The organism is Streptomyces sp. NPDC058257, from assembly GCF_042881845.1.
Lineage (GTDB): Bacteria > Actinomycetota > Actinomycetes > Streptomycetales > Streptomycetaceae > Streptomyces.
Window position 1 is genome coordinate 1 of sequence record NZ_JBHVXJ010000044.1, and the last position, 15,267, is coordinate 15,267.

Genomic DNA, 15,267 nt, shown 5'->3' on the forward strand with positions numbered 1-15,267 from the left:
CGATCGCCTCATGCATCAGACCGGTTCCGGCGGGCTGGGGCAGGGGGTTACTGAAGGCGGCGATCTGCTCCAGCTCCGCCTGCCCGGGCAGCGGATGGGCGTGTACCGGCTGGCCGGGCTGGCTGGTGACCGCTGCCAGCAGGCGCTGCCAGGCCTCGTGCAGACGGGAGATGGTGTCGGCGTCGAAGAGATCGGCGGCGTACTCGATACGCCCGGCCAGGCTGCCGTCCGCCTGTTCACGCAGATGCAAGGCCAGCTCGAACTGGGCCCGGCCCCCGCCCGCCACCAGCTCACTCACGCACATCCCGGGCAGCGAGATCGCCTCGCGGGGGGTGTTGTCCAGGGCGAACAGCACCCGCACCAGACCACCCCCCACACTCTGAGCCACCTTCTCGAAGGGGATGTCCTGGTGGGCCAGCGCGTCCAGGGTGGTGGCACGGGCCCGCCCGACCAGGTCGGTGAAGGAGGGATCGCCATCGAGGTCCACCCGCAGGGCCAGCGTGTTGACGAAGAAGCCCACCACCTCATCGAGTTCACTACGCCCCCGCCCCGCCACCGGCGTCCCCAGCACCACATCGTCCTGGCCCGCCCAGCGCCCAAGCACGGCGGCGAACGAGGCAAGCACCGTCTGGAAGACCGTGGCCCGACCCGCCTCCGCCACCGACCGCACCCGCCCGACCACATCTCCCCCCACGACCACGGGAAGCACCCCGAGGTCGTACGAAGCCTGGCTGTCACCCCGCGAAGAGCTGGTCGGGAGCTCCAGGGCGTTCGCGCCGTCGAGTACGCCCTTCCAGTGGGCGAGGCCGGACTCCAAGGTCTCCCCCGCGACCGTGGCACGCTGCCAGGCGGCGAAGTCCCCGTACTGCAGGCCGAGTTCCGGCAGCGGCGACACCTCGATGCCATCCGCGAACGTGCCGTACAAGGCGCCCAGTTCGCGCAGCACGATACCAAGGGACCAGCCGTCCACCACCGCGTGATGCGCCACCAGCGCCAGCACCCACTCACCGGAGCCGATCCTGCCCACCACCACCCGCACCAGCGGGCCCGCCGCCAGATCGAACGGCTCCTCCACCACCGACGCCAACCAGTCCTCGACATCGGCGACATCCGCGATCGTCACCGCGACCGGCACCGACGGCTCCACGACCTGCTGCAAGCCTCCGTCCGCCCACACGAACCGCGTCCGCAAAGCCTCATGACGGGCAATCACCTCACCCACCGCCCGCTCCAGCACCCCCACATCCAGCGCGCCGGAAACCCGCAGACCCCCCGCCACGTGATACGCCGACCCCGCCCCCAGCCGATCGAGCAGCCACAACCGCTCCTGACCGAACGACGCGGTCATCGGCACCGAGTCGTCCCGACGGCCGATGGGCACGAGATGCCCGCGATCCTTCGACTCCGCGACCGCAGAGGCCAGTTGCTCCACCGTCGTGTCACCGAGCAGCACCGCCAGCGGTACGTCCGCGCCGTGCCCCGTCTCCAGGAGTGCGCGCAGCCGGACGGCCCGCAGCGAGTCCAGGCCCTGGGCGATCAGGGGCAGCGTGGCGGAGACACGGCCGGGAGCGAGGTCGAGGACCTCGCCGACGTGGGCCAGTACGGCGGTGGCCGCCGGGTCGGTGGCGAGCAGTTCGGCGGCGCTGTCCTCGGCGGCCGGAGCATGCGCGCCGCCGCTCGCCAGCGCGACGAACGTGTCGGCCGCGTAGCGCTCGCGGGTCTCCCGGCGGCGGATCTTGCCGCTGGAGGTGCGCGGCAGTGCGCCCATCTTCACCAGCACGATGTCGTGCAGGGCGAGTCCGTGCTCTTCGGTGACGGCGGTGCGGATCGCGGCGAGCACCGCGTCGGCGTGCTCGTCGCGGAACGCGCGGCTCACCTCGTGCAGCAGCACCACACGCTCGTCGGTGCCGTCGTCGAGACCGAAGGCGGCGGCCCGGTTGGGCATCAGGAGTTCGTGGCTGAGCTCGGCCGTGTACTCGATGTCCTGCGGGTAGTGGTTGCGGCCGCGGACGACGATCAGGTCCTTGATGCGGCCGGTGATGAACAGCTCGCCCTGGTGGAGGAAGGCCAGGTCGCCGGTGCGCAGATAGCTGTTTCCGTCGGGCTCGGCGAGTTCGGCGGCGAAGGTCTGCTCGGTGAGTTCGGGGCGGCGCCAGTAGCCCTGGGCGACGGAACCGCCGGTCACCCAGACCTCGCCGACGGCGTCGTCGGCGGCCGGGAGCAGCGTCTCGGTGTCGACGACCAGGATGCGGTCCTCGCCCTGGATGTCGCCGCATCCGATGAGGGTGGTGCCGGGCTGCGCCGCGTCGTCCGCGTAGGGGCGGGGGCCCTCGTCGGTGAGGGTCACGGCGAGGGGTTCGGTGCGGGGTTTGCCGCCGGTGACGAACAGAGTCGCTTCGGCGAGTCCGTAGCAGGGGTGGAAGGACGAGCGGCGGAAGCCGGTGGCGCCGAAGACCCGGGCGAAGTCGTCGAGGGTGCGGCGGCGTACCGGTTCGGCGCCGACCATCGCGTGTTCCCAGCTGCTCAGGTCGAGCCCGGCCAGCTCCTCCTCGGTGACGCGGCGCACGCACTCGGCGTACGCGAAGTCGGGTGCCGCGCTCATCGTGCCGCCGTGCCGGCTGATCGCGTCGAGCCAGCGGAAGGGGCGTCGCAGGAACGTCATGGGCGCCATCAGGACGCAGGGGAAGCCGCTGTAGAGGGGCTGGAGTATGCCGCCGATGAGGCCCATGTCGTGGTAGGGCGGCAGCCAGCTGACGCCGACGCTGTCCGGCGTAGAGCGGTTGGCGTGGGCGATCGTGCGGGAGTTCTCGATCAGGTTGCCGTGCCGCAGCATGACGCCCTTGGGCGAACCGGTGGAGCCGGAGGTGTACTGGAGGAAGGCGAGGGCGTCGGCGCCCGGCGCGACCTCGGCCCACGACGGCGCGGCGTCGCGGGCCACGGTGTCGGTGGCGGTCCAGGCGAGCTTGCCGAGGTCTCCGAGCGCGTCGCCCATGGAGGTGACGAGCTGGAGGGTGGAGTCGTCGGTGAGCGCGACGGTGGCCTCGGCGTCGGTCACGATGTCCATGAGCCGGTCGAGGCCGCGCTTGCCGGACGGAGGGTAGACGGGCACGGCGGCGGTGCCGGAGTACAGGCAGCCGAAGAAGCCGACGATGTACTCCTCGCCCGGCGGGTAGAGCAGCAGCGCCCGGCCCCCGGCGGCGCCCGACTGCTGCATGGCGGCTGCCGTGGCCCGGGCCCGGACGTCGAGCTCGCCGTAGGTGAGCCTGCGCTCCGAGCCGTCCTCCTCGAGCAGGATGTATGCGGTGGCCTCGGGCGTGGCGGCGGCACGGGCACGCAGCATCTCTACGAGGTCGGCGGGACGGAACGACATGGGTTTCCTCCGGTGTGCGGACGGGTGGGCGGGGCCGGGCGGTGGCGGGGTTACGTGCTCAGGGGTGGTCGAGCAGCAGCTCGTAGAGGCAGTCGGCCCCGAAGCGGACGGCGTCGGCGGGGACCCGCTCGTCGGCGTCGTGCATGTTCTCCTGGTAGCGGGACCCGGCGGGCAGGAGCATGGGCAGCCAGCCGTAGCAGTCCATGCCGAGGTTGGCGAAGAGCCGGGCGTCGGTGGAGGCCGGGGTGATCATCGGGATCGGCAGGCCTTCCGGGTCGGCGGCGCGCAGGATGTCCGTCAACCGCTCGTAGAAGGCGCCGAGTTCGGGCTCGTTCTTCGGGTTGCGCGATCCTTCGAGCAGCAGCTCGATCTCCAGCTCGTCGCCGAGGGTGCCGCTCGCGCTGTACTCGTTGATCAGGGCGCGCAGCTCCGCGATGTAGTCCTCGACCGTGAAGTCGCCGGGCAGGATGCGGCCGTCGAGGTCGACGGTGATCTCCGCCGGGATCATGTTGATCTTCTCGGGGGTGCGGATGATCGTCGGGTTCACGGTGTGCCGGATCGTGGAGTCCAGGTAGACGGCGTCCGCCGTGTCCATCAGCTCGTACGGCACTGTGGTGCGCTCACCCTTGCGCAACGCCGCTATCTCCGCGGCCAGTTCATCGCCCACGACCGTGCCGAGGTCCTGGAGCATCCGGTCGAACGCGGGCGTGATGTGCACCGGAAGGCGGCCGTCGCGCAGCGCGGTCAGTACGTCGGTGAGCTGGTGCACGGCCAGGTTCGGCCAGCCCTGGCGTGAGGCGTGGCCGCCGCGCCCGCGCAGGGTGAGCCGCAGCCAGCAGGCCCGCTTCTCTGCGACGCCCACCGGGTGGAAGCGCCGGGCGGGATCGACGGTGAGCACGGCGCCGCCGTCCTCACCGATGCAGTACGGGATGCCCTCGAACAGCTCGGGGTGGTGGGTGGCGAGCCAGCCCGCGCCGACCCGGCTGCCGTTCTCCTCGTCGGAGACGACCGCGAGCAGCACGTCACCGGCGGGTGCCTCGTCGCGTGCGTGCAGGGTCAGCAGCGCGGACAGCATCATGGCGAGGCCGCCCTTCATGTCGATGGCGCCGCGCCCCCAGACCTCGCCGTCGATGAGCAGCGCGTCGAACGGCGGGTGCGTCCACTCCTGCCCGTCGGTGGGCACCACGTCGGAGTGTCCGTGCAGCAGCAGCGGGGGCGCCTCGCCCCGGCCGGGGATGCGGGCGACGAGGTTGGGCCGCTCGGGGTCGGGGCCGAGCATCCTCGACTCGATGCCCGCGTCGGCGAGCAGGTCCGCGATGTACTCGGCGCAGCGGCGCTCGTCGCCGGGCGGGTTGACGCTGCGGAAGCGGATCAGGTCGCGCAGGATCGGGATCGGGTCTACGGCGGGGCCTAGAGCGGCGGTCCGTGCGGACATGGGCCGGTCCTTTCGAGGGGGGGATGTACGGGTCGAGGGGGGATGTACGGGGCGGGCGCGGGCTCAGAGGAGGGTGGCGGCTCGCGCCCAGAGCTGGGCCGGGCTGCCCCACAGCAGTGCGTCGAGCGCCGCGCGGCGGAAGTAGAGCTGGATGTCGGCGTCCTCGCTCATGCCGTGGGCGCCGTGGATGTGCAGGCACTGGGCGGCGGCGTCGCGGGCGAGTTCACCGGCGAGCGCGAGGGCCTGGAGGACGGTGAGTTCGTCGTCGGTGCGGGCCGCCTGTTCGACGAGGGCGCGTACGGCGATGACGCGGGCCGCGAGCGCGGAGAGCGTGAACGCGAGGCTCTGGTGACGGGCGAGCGGCTGGTCGAACTGCTCCCGGCTCTTGGCGCGTTCGACGCCGAGTGCGAGCGCGCCCCGCGCCTGGCCGACGAGGGCGGCGGCCTGCCGCACGCGCAGCGACCGCAGGACGCGCGCCCAGGCTGCCGTGGCGTCCGCGGGGTCGCCGAGCAGCCGGCCGCCGAACAGCGGGACGCGCTCCAGAGTGACGGTGTGCAGATCGCCGCGGCTGATGTCGTCCTGGCGGCGCGCGGTGACGCCGGGGCCGTCGGCCCGTACGAGCGCGAGCGCCGTACCGTGCGGCACGGCGCCCACGACGAGCAGCCAGTCCACGGCGTCCGCGAACGGCACGAAGCGCCGGCTCCCGGAGATCCAGGGACCGTCGGGACCGTCGCCGAGGGTGAGCGGTGCGGGCGCCGCCGGGTCGTCGGTGCCCGCGGCGCGCGGTGCGAGGGCGACGGCGGCGGCGCCGTCGGCCAGCGCGTCCAGGAGGCCGGAGTGCTCCTGTGACTCCGGCCCGAGCGCGCGGATCAGTTCGGCGGTGGCCGCCGTGTCCTGGTAGGGCCCCCGGTAGAGCGAACGGCCCATCAACTCGCCGAGCTGGAGGAGGTGTTCATGGCTCTCGGTGCCGTCGGCGGCCGTGTCGAACACGCCCGTCTCGGTGAGGGTCTCCCACACGGCGGCGCGGGCCCGCGCCTGCTCGTCGGTGACCGGTCCGCCGCCGATCGGGCGCTCCCCCATCCGCCGTACGGTGGGGGCCAGTTCACCGCCGAGGAGTTCCGCGAGGTCGGCGGGCAGGGCCGGGGCCTGGGCCGCTACGGACGTCATGGGCGGGGTCCTCTCGGGTCGAGGTCAAGGCGAGGTCAATCGGGGTCAACCGGGGTCGGTCGCGGTCGGTCGCGGTCGGTCGCGGTCGGGGTCGGTCACGGTCAGGAGAAGAGTTCGAGGCCCTGGGCGGCGATGATCTGGAGCATCACCTCGGAGGTGCCGGAGGCGAGGGTGTGCGCCGGGCTCTGCCGGTACACCGCCTCCAGGCGGCCCAGGTCGGGCGCCTCGCCGTCCCAGGCGGTCAGCAGGCCGTCCAGACCCATGACGTCGGCGCCGAGCCTGACCACCGCGTCGGACTGCTGGGTGACGAACCACTTGGAGGCGGCCGATGCCACCGGGTCGGGCGTACCGGCGAGGCGGGCGCGCACCATGTTCCAGGCGAGCGCGCGGCCCGCCGTGAGCTTGGCGTCGAGCTCGGCGAGCCGCTGCGCGCAGGCCGGTTCGGCGATCCGGCCCGAGCGGCGCGCGTCCGCGACGACCGCGTCGAGCCAGCGCCGCAGTTTGGCCTGGAAGTCCATGCCGGTGCGCTCCAGGAGGAGCATGTCGTTGATGGGCTGCCAGCCCTCGTCGACCCGGCCCACGACGTGTTCGGCGGTGAGCCTGACGTCCTCGATGACGATCTCGTTGAACCGTTCGTCGCCCATGCTCCACACCGGGTTGATCACCACGCCGGGCGAGCGGAGCGGGAGCAGGAACAGCGTGATGCCGTGGTACTTCACGGGGCCCTCGCCGGTGCGGGCCGCGCACAGCGCCCACTCGGCGAACTGCGACTTCTGGTTGAAGATCTTGCGTCCGGAAAGACGCCATCCCTCGCCGTCCGGCACGGCGGCGGTGCGCAGCGCCGCGAGATCCGAGCCGCAGTGCGGTTCGGTGAACAGGACGGTGGCGATCTCCTCGCCCCGGGCGAGGCGCGGCAGGTGCCGGGCCCGCTGCTCGGGCGTGCCGACCTCCAGGAGGAACTGGCCCACGGTGTCGATGCTGAGGACGTGCTGGTCCTCGGGCACCCCGTGCAGGACCATCTCCTCCAGGACGATCCCCGCCTCCACGGGGCCGAGACCGAGCCCGCCGTACTGCTCGGGCCAGGCCGCCGCGAGCCAGCCGCGCTCGCCGAGCTGCCGGTAGACGTCGAGCAGTCCGCTCTCCTCGCGCGGGGCGTGGTCCTGGAGGGCGTCGATGGACTTGCGGACCTGCTCATCGGCGAAGAAGTCCCGCACGTCGCGGCGGAAGGCGAGCTGCTCGGGGGTGAGCCAGGTCTCCAGCGGGTCGGGGCGGGTGGCCGGCGAGGAAGGGCGGGCGCCGTTCATGCGCGCACCTCCCGGCGGGCGGTGCTGCCCGCGCGGTCCAGGACTTCCTGGATCAGGTCGGCGACCGTGCCCACGTGCGGCGGCACCATCATGGCGTAGTGGTCGCCGGGCGCCTCGTGGTGAGTGAAGCCGCCGGTGGTGCGCGCCGCCCAGTAGCGGGCCCGCTCCTCGGCTCCGGGCGCCTGTGAGGTGAGCAGCGTCAGCGGTACGTCGACGGGCTGAGGCCGCCAGACCGCTCCGCCGCGCACGGTCGCCACGAACGTGGCCATGCGGTCGGCGAGTTGGGCCTCGTCGGCGTCGGGAGCGAGCGGGGATGCGGTGATCCTGCGTACGGCCACGGCGATCTGCTCCTCGTAGTCGAGAGCCTCGATGTCGTCCAGGGCGGGCATGTCCTCGGGGCCCAGGCCGCGCAGCCCGGCGAGGTCGACGGCGTACAGACCGATCGCGAGGGCGGTGCTCGGGGGTTCGGTGAGCTCGGGCGGCACATCGGTGTCGATGAGGGCGACCACCGCCACCTCGGCTCCCTCGGCGCGCAGTCGGCGTGCGGTCTCGAAGGCGACGGCGCCGCCCGTCGACCAGCCGCCCAGGTGGTACGGGCCTCGCGGCTGGGCTGCCCGGATCGTGGCGGCGTGCGCTGCGGCGAGGTCTGCGACCGGGTCGCTCCCGTCGAGGGAGCGGGGTGCCTCCAGGGCGTGCAGCGGCTGCTCCGGGTGGAGCGAGGCGGCCAGCGGGACGTACGGGGCGACGGAGCCGCCGCTCGGGTGGACGCAGTAGAAGGCGGGCCGTGCGCCGCCGGGTGCGAGCACCACGGGAGCCGAAGCGGTGTCGGGACCGCTCCCGGCGGGGCGGGCGGTGTCGATCAGGGCGGCCAGTTGCTCGACCGTCGCGTGGGTGAACAGCTGCCGCAGCTGGACCTCGGCGCCCAGGGTCTCCTCGATACGGGCGAGGAGCTGGGTGGCCTGGAGCGAATTGCCGCCCACCATGAAGAAGTTGTCGTCGCGGGCGAAGTCCTTGCCGGGCAGAAGACCGGCCCAGATCCCGGCGACGGCACGCTCGGTGGTGGTGGCAGGGGCCTCGCGGTCCTTGCGGGCGCGTTCCTCGGGCGCGGGCAGCGCGGTCCGGTCGAGCTTGCCGTTCGGGGTGAGCGGCAGCGCGTCCAGGGTCACGAACGCGGCGGGCAGCATGTAGGGGGGCAGGTCGTCGGCGAGGTGGGCGCGGAGCGTGGCGGGCTGCGGGCGGGCAGCGCCCTCGGGCACCACGTACGCGACGAGTCGCGGACCGCCCTCCCCGTCGAGCACCACCACGGCGGCCTGGCGCACATCGGCGTGCCGGGAGAGGACCTGCTCGATCTCGCTGGGTTCGATGCGCAGTCCGCGGATCTTGACCTGGGTGTCCGAGCGGCCGAAGAACTCCAGGTCGCCGTCGCCGCGGCGCAGCGCCAGGTCGCCGGTGCGGTACATGCGGCTGCCGGGCGCGGCGAACGGGTCGGGCAGAAAGCGCTCGGCGGTCGCGCCGGGCGAGCCCGCGTAGCCCCGGCTCAGGCCGAGCCCGCCGATCCACAGCTCGCCGGCCACTCCGCGCGGGACGGGCTGTCCGAACGGGTCGAGCACATAGGCGTACTGGTTGGCGAGGGGGCGGCCGATGGGCGGGCTCGCGGAGCCGAGCTGGGGGCCGCACAGGTGGTCCACGGAGGCGACCGTGGTCTCGGTCGGGCCGTACCCGTTGTGGAAATCCCTGCGTCCGCCGTCGCGCCAGCGGTCGACGAGGTCGCCCGGGAAGGGCTCAAGGCCCACGAACAGCTTGCGGAACTCGGGGAGTTGAGCGGGGTCGAGGACTGCCAGGAGGGACGGCGGGATGTCCGCGGTGGTGATCCGCTCCTCGCGCAGCAGCGCGGTCAGGGACGCCGGGTCGAGGAGGGTGCCGCGCGGCGCCATGACCAGGGTGGCCCCGGAGGCGAAGGCGCTGTAGATCTCGAAGACGGAGACATCGAAGGCGGGGTTCGCGAACTGGAGCACCCTGTCGTCGGTGCCGAGGCGGAACATCTCCACCGACGAGCTGGTGAAGTTGACGGCACTGCGGTGCTCGACGAGGACGCCCTTGGGCCGCCCGGTGGAACCCGAGGTGAAGATGACGTACGCCAGATTGCGCGGATGCACGGCGACGTCCGGACGGCTCTTCGGGGCACGCCCGAGGGCCGCGCGGAACTCCGGGTCCCGCCAGTCGAGACGTATCAGACCGTCCTGGCCATCGGGACCGTCCGGGCCGTCGGGCAGGGCGTCGGCGAGCGCGCCCTCGGTGACCACGAGCGAGCAGCCCGCCCGGTCCAGCATGTAGCCGAGCCGGTTGGTGGGGTGTATCGGATCCAGCGGCACGTAGGCGCCACCGGCCTTCAGGATGGCGAGCTGGGTGACGGGCAGCTCGGGGCCGCGCTCCATCAGGATGCCGACACGGCTCTCGGGGCCGACTCCGAGCGACCGCAGATGGTGCGCCAACTCATTGGCGCGCGCGTCGAGTTCACCGTAGGTGAGACCACTGCCGCGGAAGCGGACCGCGGGCTGCTCGGGGTGCAGATCCGCCTGCCGCTCGAACAGCTGGTGCAGGGCGAGACCCGCCGTGTCGTACGCCGTCTCGGTGCGGTTCTCACCGGTGACGAGCTCGGCGTGTTCGGCGGCGGACAGCAGCTCTAGGCGGCCGATGCGGGCCGACGGGTCGGCGACGACGGCCTGAAGGATGCGGCCGTAGTGGGCGATGAGCCGGTCGATGCGGTCGGCGTCGAAGAGTTCGGTGGAGTACTCGATCCACACGTGGTAGCCGTCGCCGGGCACCTCGGTGAGCTGGAAGGCCAGGTCGAAGCGCGATGTGCCGACGATCAGCGGCACCTGCTCGATACGCAGACCGCCGAGGTCGTCGCCGTCCGCGCTCGCGTTCTGCAGCGTGAAGGAGATCTGGAACAACGGGTTGCGCCCCGCCTCGCGCTCGGTCCTGAGCGCGTCGACGACCTTGCCGAACGGCACGTCCTGGTGCATCAGACCGCCCACGACGGTCTCGTTGGTACGGGCGAGCAGCTCACGGAACGTGGGGTCGCCCGAGGTGTCGGTGCGCAGGACCAGCGTGTTGGCGAAGAAGCCGACCAGGGGCTCGATCTCCGGCTGCGTACGGCCGTTGACGACCGAGCCGATCACGATGTCGTCATGTGCCGTGTAGCGGGCGAGCAGAGTCTGGAAGGCGGCGAGGGCCACGGTGAGCACGGTGACGCGCTCGGTGCGGGCCAGCTCGACCATGGCGCGCTGGAGGCTCGCGGGCAGTCTGCTCTCGCGCACCGAACCGGCACCGGTCGGCTCCTTGGGCCGTGGGCGGTCGGTCGGGAAGTCGAGCACCGGCAGGTTGTCGAGCCGCTCGGTCCAGTAGGCGAGGCGGTCACCGAAGGACGACTCGGCGAGCTTGCGGCGCTGCCACACCGCGTAGTCGGCGAACTGCACGGGCAGCGGCGGCAGCGGATCGGGTACACCGGTCGCCTCGGCGGCGTAGTACGCCATCACCTCGCGCGTGACGATCGCCGTGGACCAGCCGTCGGTGGCGATGTGGTGGATGGCGAGGAGCAGAACGTGCTCCTCGTCGGCGAGGCGGAACAGGCTCGCCCGCAGCACCGGGCCCCGCGTCAGGTCGAAGGGCAGGGCCGCCCCGTCGGCGATGAGCTCGGTGACTTTCTTCTCCCGCTCGTCGGCGGGCAGTTCGCGCAGATCGGTGACGTCGAGCGGCACCGGCGCGGGCTCTTCGACGATCTGGTGGGGCAGCCCGTCCACGCTCTCGTAGCGGGTGCGCAGGATCTCGTGCCGCGCCACCACACCGCTCAGGGCATGGCCGAGCACGGCGATGTCGACCGGACCGGTCAGGCGCAGCGCGAGCGGCGCGTTGTAGGCGGCGGAGCCGGGGGTCCAGCGGTCGAGGAACCACAGCCGCTGCTGGGCCGCGGCAAGCGGCAGGCTGCGGTCGCGGTCGGCGGGCTCGACGCGCTGCTCGGTGCGGCGGCTCTCCTGGAGCCGCTGGAGCGCCTCGCGGGCTCCGCCGGGGCGCCCGCCGGGTGCCCGGGTGGCCCGGCGGGGCACCCGCTTGAGCTCACTCATGGTCGGCTCCCCCACTGTTGGCGACCTCTTCCGCTGCCACTGCCTCTGCATCTGCCTCCGCGGCCAGGGCGACGGCCGTGGATTCACCCGCGAGCGCGCGGCGCACCGGTCCTTCGGCACGGCCGTCGGCGATCAGCACCTCGGGCACACCGCCGACCAGCGCCTCGCGTGCGGCGATGAGCTTCACGGCCATCCCGCCCTCGGCACCCGGCGGGGTGCCGTCGGCGGGCAGCTCGCAGCGCGCCAGGCGGCTTGACTCGTCGCGGGGATCGGCGAGCACGCCGGGCGCCGCGGTCAGGAACACCAGGCGGCTCGCGCCGAGCGCCACCGCGACGGCGGATGCGGCACGGTCCGCGTTCACATTCACCGGCCGACCGTCCTCGGCGAGCGCCGGAGGCGAGACGACCGGGGTGATCCCCGCGTCGAGCAGCACCTTCAGGGCCGCCGGTTCGACCTCGGCGATCCGCCCGCTGTGGTCGTCGCGCACCAGTACGGTACGGCCGTCCACCCGGGCCCGGATCGCGGTCTTGCGGCGGGCCCTGAGCAGGCCGGTGTCCAGACCGGTCAGGCCCACCGCGGCGATCCCGTGCCCGGCGAGCTCGACGAGCAGGGCGGGCTTGACCTGCCCTGCCAGGGCCAGCGTCAGCACCTCCAACGTCGCCTCGTCGGTGTAGCGCGAGGTGACACCGCTGCGCGCGGTGATGGTGCGCTGTTCTACGCCGAGCCGGGCCGCGAGCAGCTCCAGCTCGGCCGAGCCGCCGTGCACAAGGACGACCCGCTCCCCCGACTTGACCAGCGCGGCCACGTCGGCGCACACCCGGGCCGGGTCCATTCCTGCGGCCCCGCCGCACTTCACGACGGTCAGTCCGTCTGCCACTGCCCTGCTCCCCTTCTCTCCGGCTCCCACCGGTTCTCGCCGGTGCTACACCGGGTGCAGGCCGGTGAACCCGAGACCGAGGGTCTCCGGCCGGCCGAAGCGGATGTTCATGGTCTGTACGGCGTTGCCCGCACCGCCCTTGACGAGGTTGTCGAGCGCCGCGATGAGCACTGCGGTCCCGTCGTCGGGGTCGGTGGAGAAGCCGATGTCGCAGTAGTTGGAGCCGCTCAGGATCTTCGGCTCGGGCAGCCGGTACAGGCCGCGTTTCTGCGTGACGATCCGGATGAACGGCTCGTCGGCGTAGTAGGCGCGGTACAGCTTGCGCAGTTCGCGCTCGCCGAGGGTGACGCCGTCGGCGGCCGTGACACGGATGAGCACCTGTACGCCGCGCACCGCCTCGACGCCGGTCGCGCTCATCCGGGCGGTGAGGCCGGTGGCCTGGGCCACCTCGGCCTCGTGGCGGTGGCGCTGCGGCTTGAACACCCGCATGGCGCCGCTGCGTTCGGCGTGCAGGTTCATCGCGTCGGCGCTCACCCCCGACCCGCTCGATCCGACCCGGCCGTCGATGCTGACGTCGTTGCGGATCAGGCCTTCGGCGGCCAGCGGGTGCAGGGCGAGGGTCGCCGCATTGGCCATGCAGCCCGGCATGGCGATCCGGTCGGCGCCCGCCAGCTCCTTGCGGTAGCGCTCCGGCCAGCCGGTGACGAACTCCTGGAGCAGCTCGGGCCGCGGGTGCTCGCCGTAGTAGCGGGCGTGCAACTCGGGGTCACGCAGCCGGAATCCGCCACTGAGGTCGATGACGACCTGCGCCTTGGCGCCCGCTTCGGGGACCAGGTCGCTCGCCACCGCGGGCGAGACGGCCGTGAAGATCACGTCGCAGTCGGCGACGTCCGACGGCTCGCAGAAGAGCAGGTCGGTGGAGCCGCGCAGATTGGGGTGGACGGTGTCCACCCTGCGGCCGGCCAGCCTGCCGGACACCGCACTGACGATGTCCACTTCGGGGTGGCCGAGCAGCAGCCGGAGCAGCTCTCCACCGATATAGCCTGACGCGCCGTAGACGCCGGCACGGATCACGGGGACCTCCAGGTCCGAGCAGAGGTGACGGGGTGGGGGAAGGAGGGGCTCCCCGGACGGACGTCCGGGGACCCGGCGGCGGCCGTCCTACTCGCCCCAGTCCTCCTCGACCTCAGGCGCGAGGGCGAGCAGCAGCGGCTCTGTGGTGATCACTTCGAGTTCGCTCAGGCAGTCGCCGCACTCGACGATCTCGCTCTGGCGCACCCCGTCCGGCACGGCAACGCCGTTCTCGCACTCCGGGCAGGTACTGACCGCGGTAGCGGTGGTCATCCCGTTCCTCCTCGTGTCGGTACGGCCGGTGCTCTCCCGGCCCGTCCACGAGCGTCACCGCCCGCGGCCCGCCAGCACAGTCGGGGGAATCCCCTACAGCCGCCCGCCGCGCCGCGTAGGGGTTCCTCCCGACTGCCGCGCACGGCGCCGCGCTGCGAGCCTCGGTTGCGGGCTCGAACCATTCCCGCAACCCAGCAAGCCACATATCCGGAGGGCTGAAACCGCCATGTCAGAGGCCGATTTCACATCTGGGGCCGAGCACGACGAAGAGGCCTTCTTGTTTCCCGCGTCGTTTGGTCAGGAGCGGTTGTGGCTGCTTGACCGGCTGGGTGCGGGGTCGGCGTATCACGTGGCGGGGGGTCTGCGGGTTTCCGGTGCGCTGGATGTGGGGGTGCTGGAGCGGGCGGTGGGTGAGGTGGTCGCCCGGCATGAGGCACTGCGGACGCGGTTGGTGTGGGCGGAGGGGGGTTTGCAGCAGATCGTGGAGGCGTCGGCGTCGGTGCCGCTCGCGGTGGCGGAGGTCGACAACGGGGGTGTGGAGGGCTGGTTGGCGTCGGTGGTGGAGGTGCCGTTCGATCTGGCGGCGGGTCCGTTGGTGCGGGTGGTGGTGGGCCGGCTCGGGGTGGATGAGTGGGTGCTGGCTCTGGTGGCGCATCACGCGGTGGTGGACGGCTGGTCGCTGGGGATCGTGCTGCGCGAACTGGGCGCCCTGTACGCGGCTTTCGCGGGTAGCGCCGGGGTGTCGCCGCTGGCTGAACTCGGCCTTCAGTACGGCGACTTCGCGGTCTGGCAGCGTGAGGAACTGCGCGATGAGGTGCTCACCGAGGAACTCGCGCACTGGAAGCAGACCCTGTCCGGAGCCGCCCCGCTCGACCTGCCGGTGGACCGTCCGCGCGGTGAGCAGAGCTCCTCCTACCCGGCCGGGTCCCTTCCTGTGGTGGTGGGTCAGGATGTGGTGGGGCGGGTGCGGTCGGTGGCGGAGGCGGGCCGGGCCACGGTCTTCCAGACGGTCCTTGCCTCGTTCGCCGCCGTGCTTGGCCGGTGGGCGGGCCAGGACGATGTGGTCCTTGGGACGCCGGTGGCCGGGCGGGGGCGCAGTGAACTCGATGATGTGGTGGGGTTCTTCGTCAATACCCTGGCTTTGCGGGTGGACACCGGCGGGGAGCCGTCCTTCACCGATCTGGTCGGGCACGCCCGCGCGGTCACCCTGGAGGCGCTGGCCCATCAGGACATTCCCTTCGAGAAGGTCGCCCAGCACACCGGTGGCGGCGATCGGGGCGGCCTGGTGCGGGTGCTGTTCGCCCTGGACAACACCCCCCGTGAGCCGGTCTCGCTGCCCGGCATGAGCGTCAGCGAACTCGTGGCGGGTGGGGGCCGGGCCCAGTTCGAACTCGCCCTGCACCTGCGCGAACAGGCCGACGGCACACTGGCCGGACGCATCGAATACGCCGCCGACCTCTTCGACACCGACACCATCAACCGCCTGCACGACGCCTGGCAGCGCCTCCTGGCAGCCGCCACCAAAGCCCCCGCCCGCCCGGTGCACACCCATCCACTGCTGGGAACGGCCGAACTCCGGCAGCTCGCCGCCTTCAGCAGCCCCCTGCCCCAGCCCGCCGCGACCGGCCTGATGCACGAAGCGATCA

Annotated in this window: 9 protein-coding genes; 1 reads left to right on the forward strand and 8 read right to left on the reverse strand. The window is 72.4% G+C overall.

Going from position 1 to position 15,267, the window contains the following annotated elements; translation table 11 throughout:
• The 8 genes from ACFVXC_RS42265 to ACFVXC_RS42300 all read right to left on the reverse strand — a co-directional run.
• Positions 1-3,370, reverse strand: a 3,370-nt coding sequence (locus ACFVXC_RS42265) for a condensation domain-containing protein (protein WP_389917139.1), incomplete at its 3' end; no start/stop codon positions are given.
• A gap of 58 nt (positions 3,371-3,428) precedes the next feature.
• Entirely contained in the window at positions 3,429-4,805 is a 1,377-nt protein-coding gene (locus ACFVXC_RS42270) for a M20/M25/M40 family metallo-hydrolase (RefSeq protein ID WP_389917141.1), read from the reverse strand.
• 63 nt (positions 4,806-4,868) lie between these two features.
• The gene (locus ACFVXC_RS42275) at positions 4,869-5,972 is read right to left on the reverse strand and encodes an acyl-CoA dehydrogenase family protein (protein WP_389917142.1); all 1,104 of its coding nucleotides are present in this window, start codon (positions 5,970-5,972) and stop codon (positions 4,869-4,871) included.
• A 101-nt stretch (positions 5,973-6,073) separates the two neighbouring features.
• The gene (locus ACFVXC_RS42280) at positions 6,074-7,276 is read right to left on the reverse strand and encodes an acyl-CoA dehydrogenase family protein (protein ID WP_389917144.1); all 1,203 of its coding nucleotides are present in this window, start codon (positions 7,274-7,276) and stop codon (positions 6,074-6,076) included.
• Positions 7,273-11,400 (reverse strand): amino acid adenylation domain-containing protein, encoded by a 4,128-nt coding sequence (locus ACFVXC_RS42285; protein WP_389917146.1) that lies wholly within the window; start codon positions 11,398-11,400, stop codon positions 7,273-7,275. The genes ACFVXC_RS42280 and ACFVXC_RS42285 overlap by 4 nt, the downstream gene beginning before the upstream one ends.
• On the reverse strand, positions 11,393-12,277 hold the full coding sequence (locus ACFVXC_RS42290) for a [LysW]-aminoadipate kinase (RefSeq protein ID WP_389917148.1): 885 nt from the start codon (positions 12,275-12,277) through the stop codon (positions 11,393-11,395). Before ACFVXC_RS42290 ends, ACFVXC_RS42285 begins: the two co-directional genes overlap by 8 nt.
• Positions 12,278-12,322: 45 nt before the next feature.
• Positions 12,323-13,351, reverse strand: a complete 1,029-nt coding sequence (argC, locus tag ACFVXC_RS42295; protein ID WP_389917149.1) for an N-acetyl-gamma-glutamyl-phosphate reductase — start codon at positions 13,349-13,351, stop codon at positions 12,323-12,325.
• Between the two features lie 87 nt (positions 13,352-13,438).
• Positions 13,439-13,621 (reverse strand): lysine biosynthesis protein LysW, encoded by a 183-nt coding sequence (locus ACFVXC_RS42300; protein WP_383283110.1) that lies wholly within the window; start codon positions 13,619-13,621, stop codon positions 13,439-13,441.
• 226 nt (positions 13,622-13,847) lie between these two features.
• On the opposite strand from ACFVXC_RS42300, the gene ACFVXC_RS42305 reads away from it, so the two are divergent.
• The coding region (locus ACFVXC_RS42305; RefSeq protein ID WP_389917151.1) for a condensation domain-containing protein at positions 13,848-15,267 on the forward strand (1,420 nt) is incomplete at its 3' end.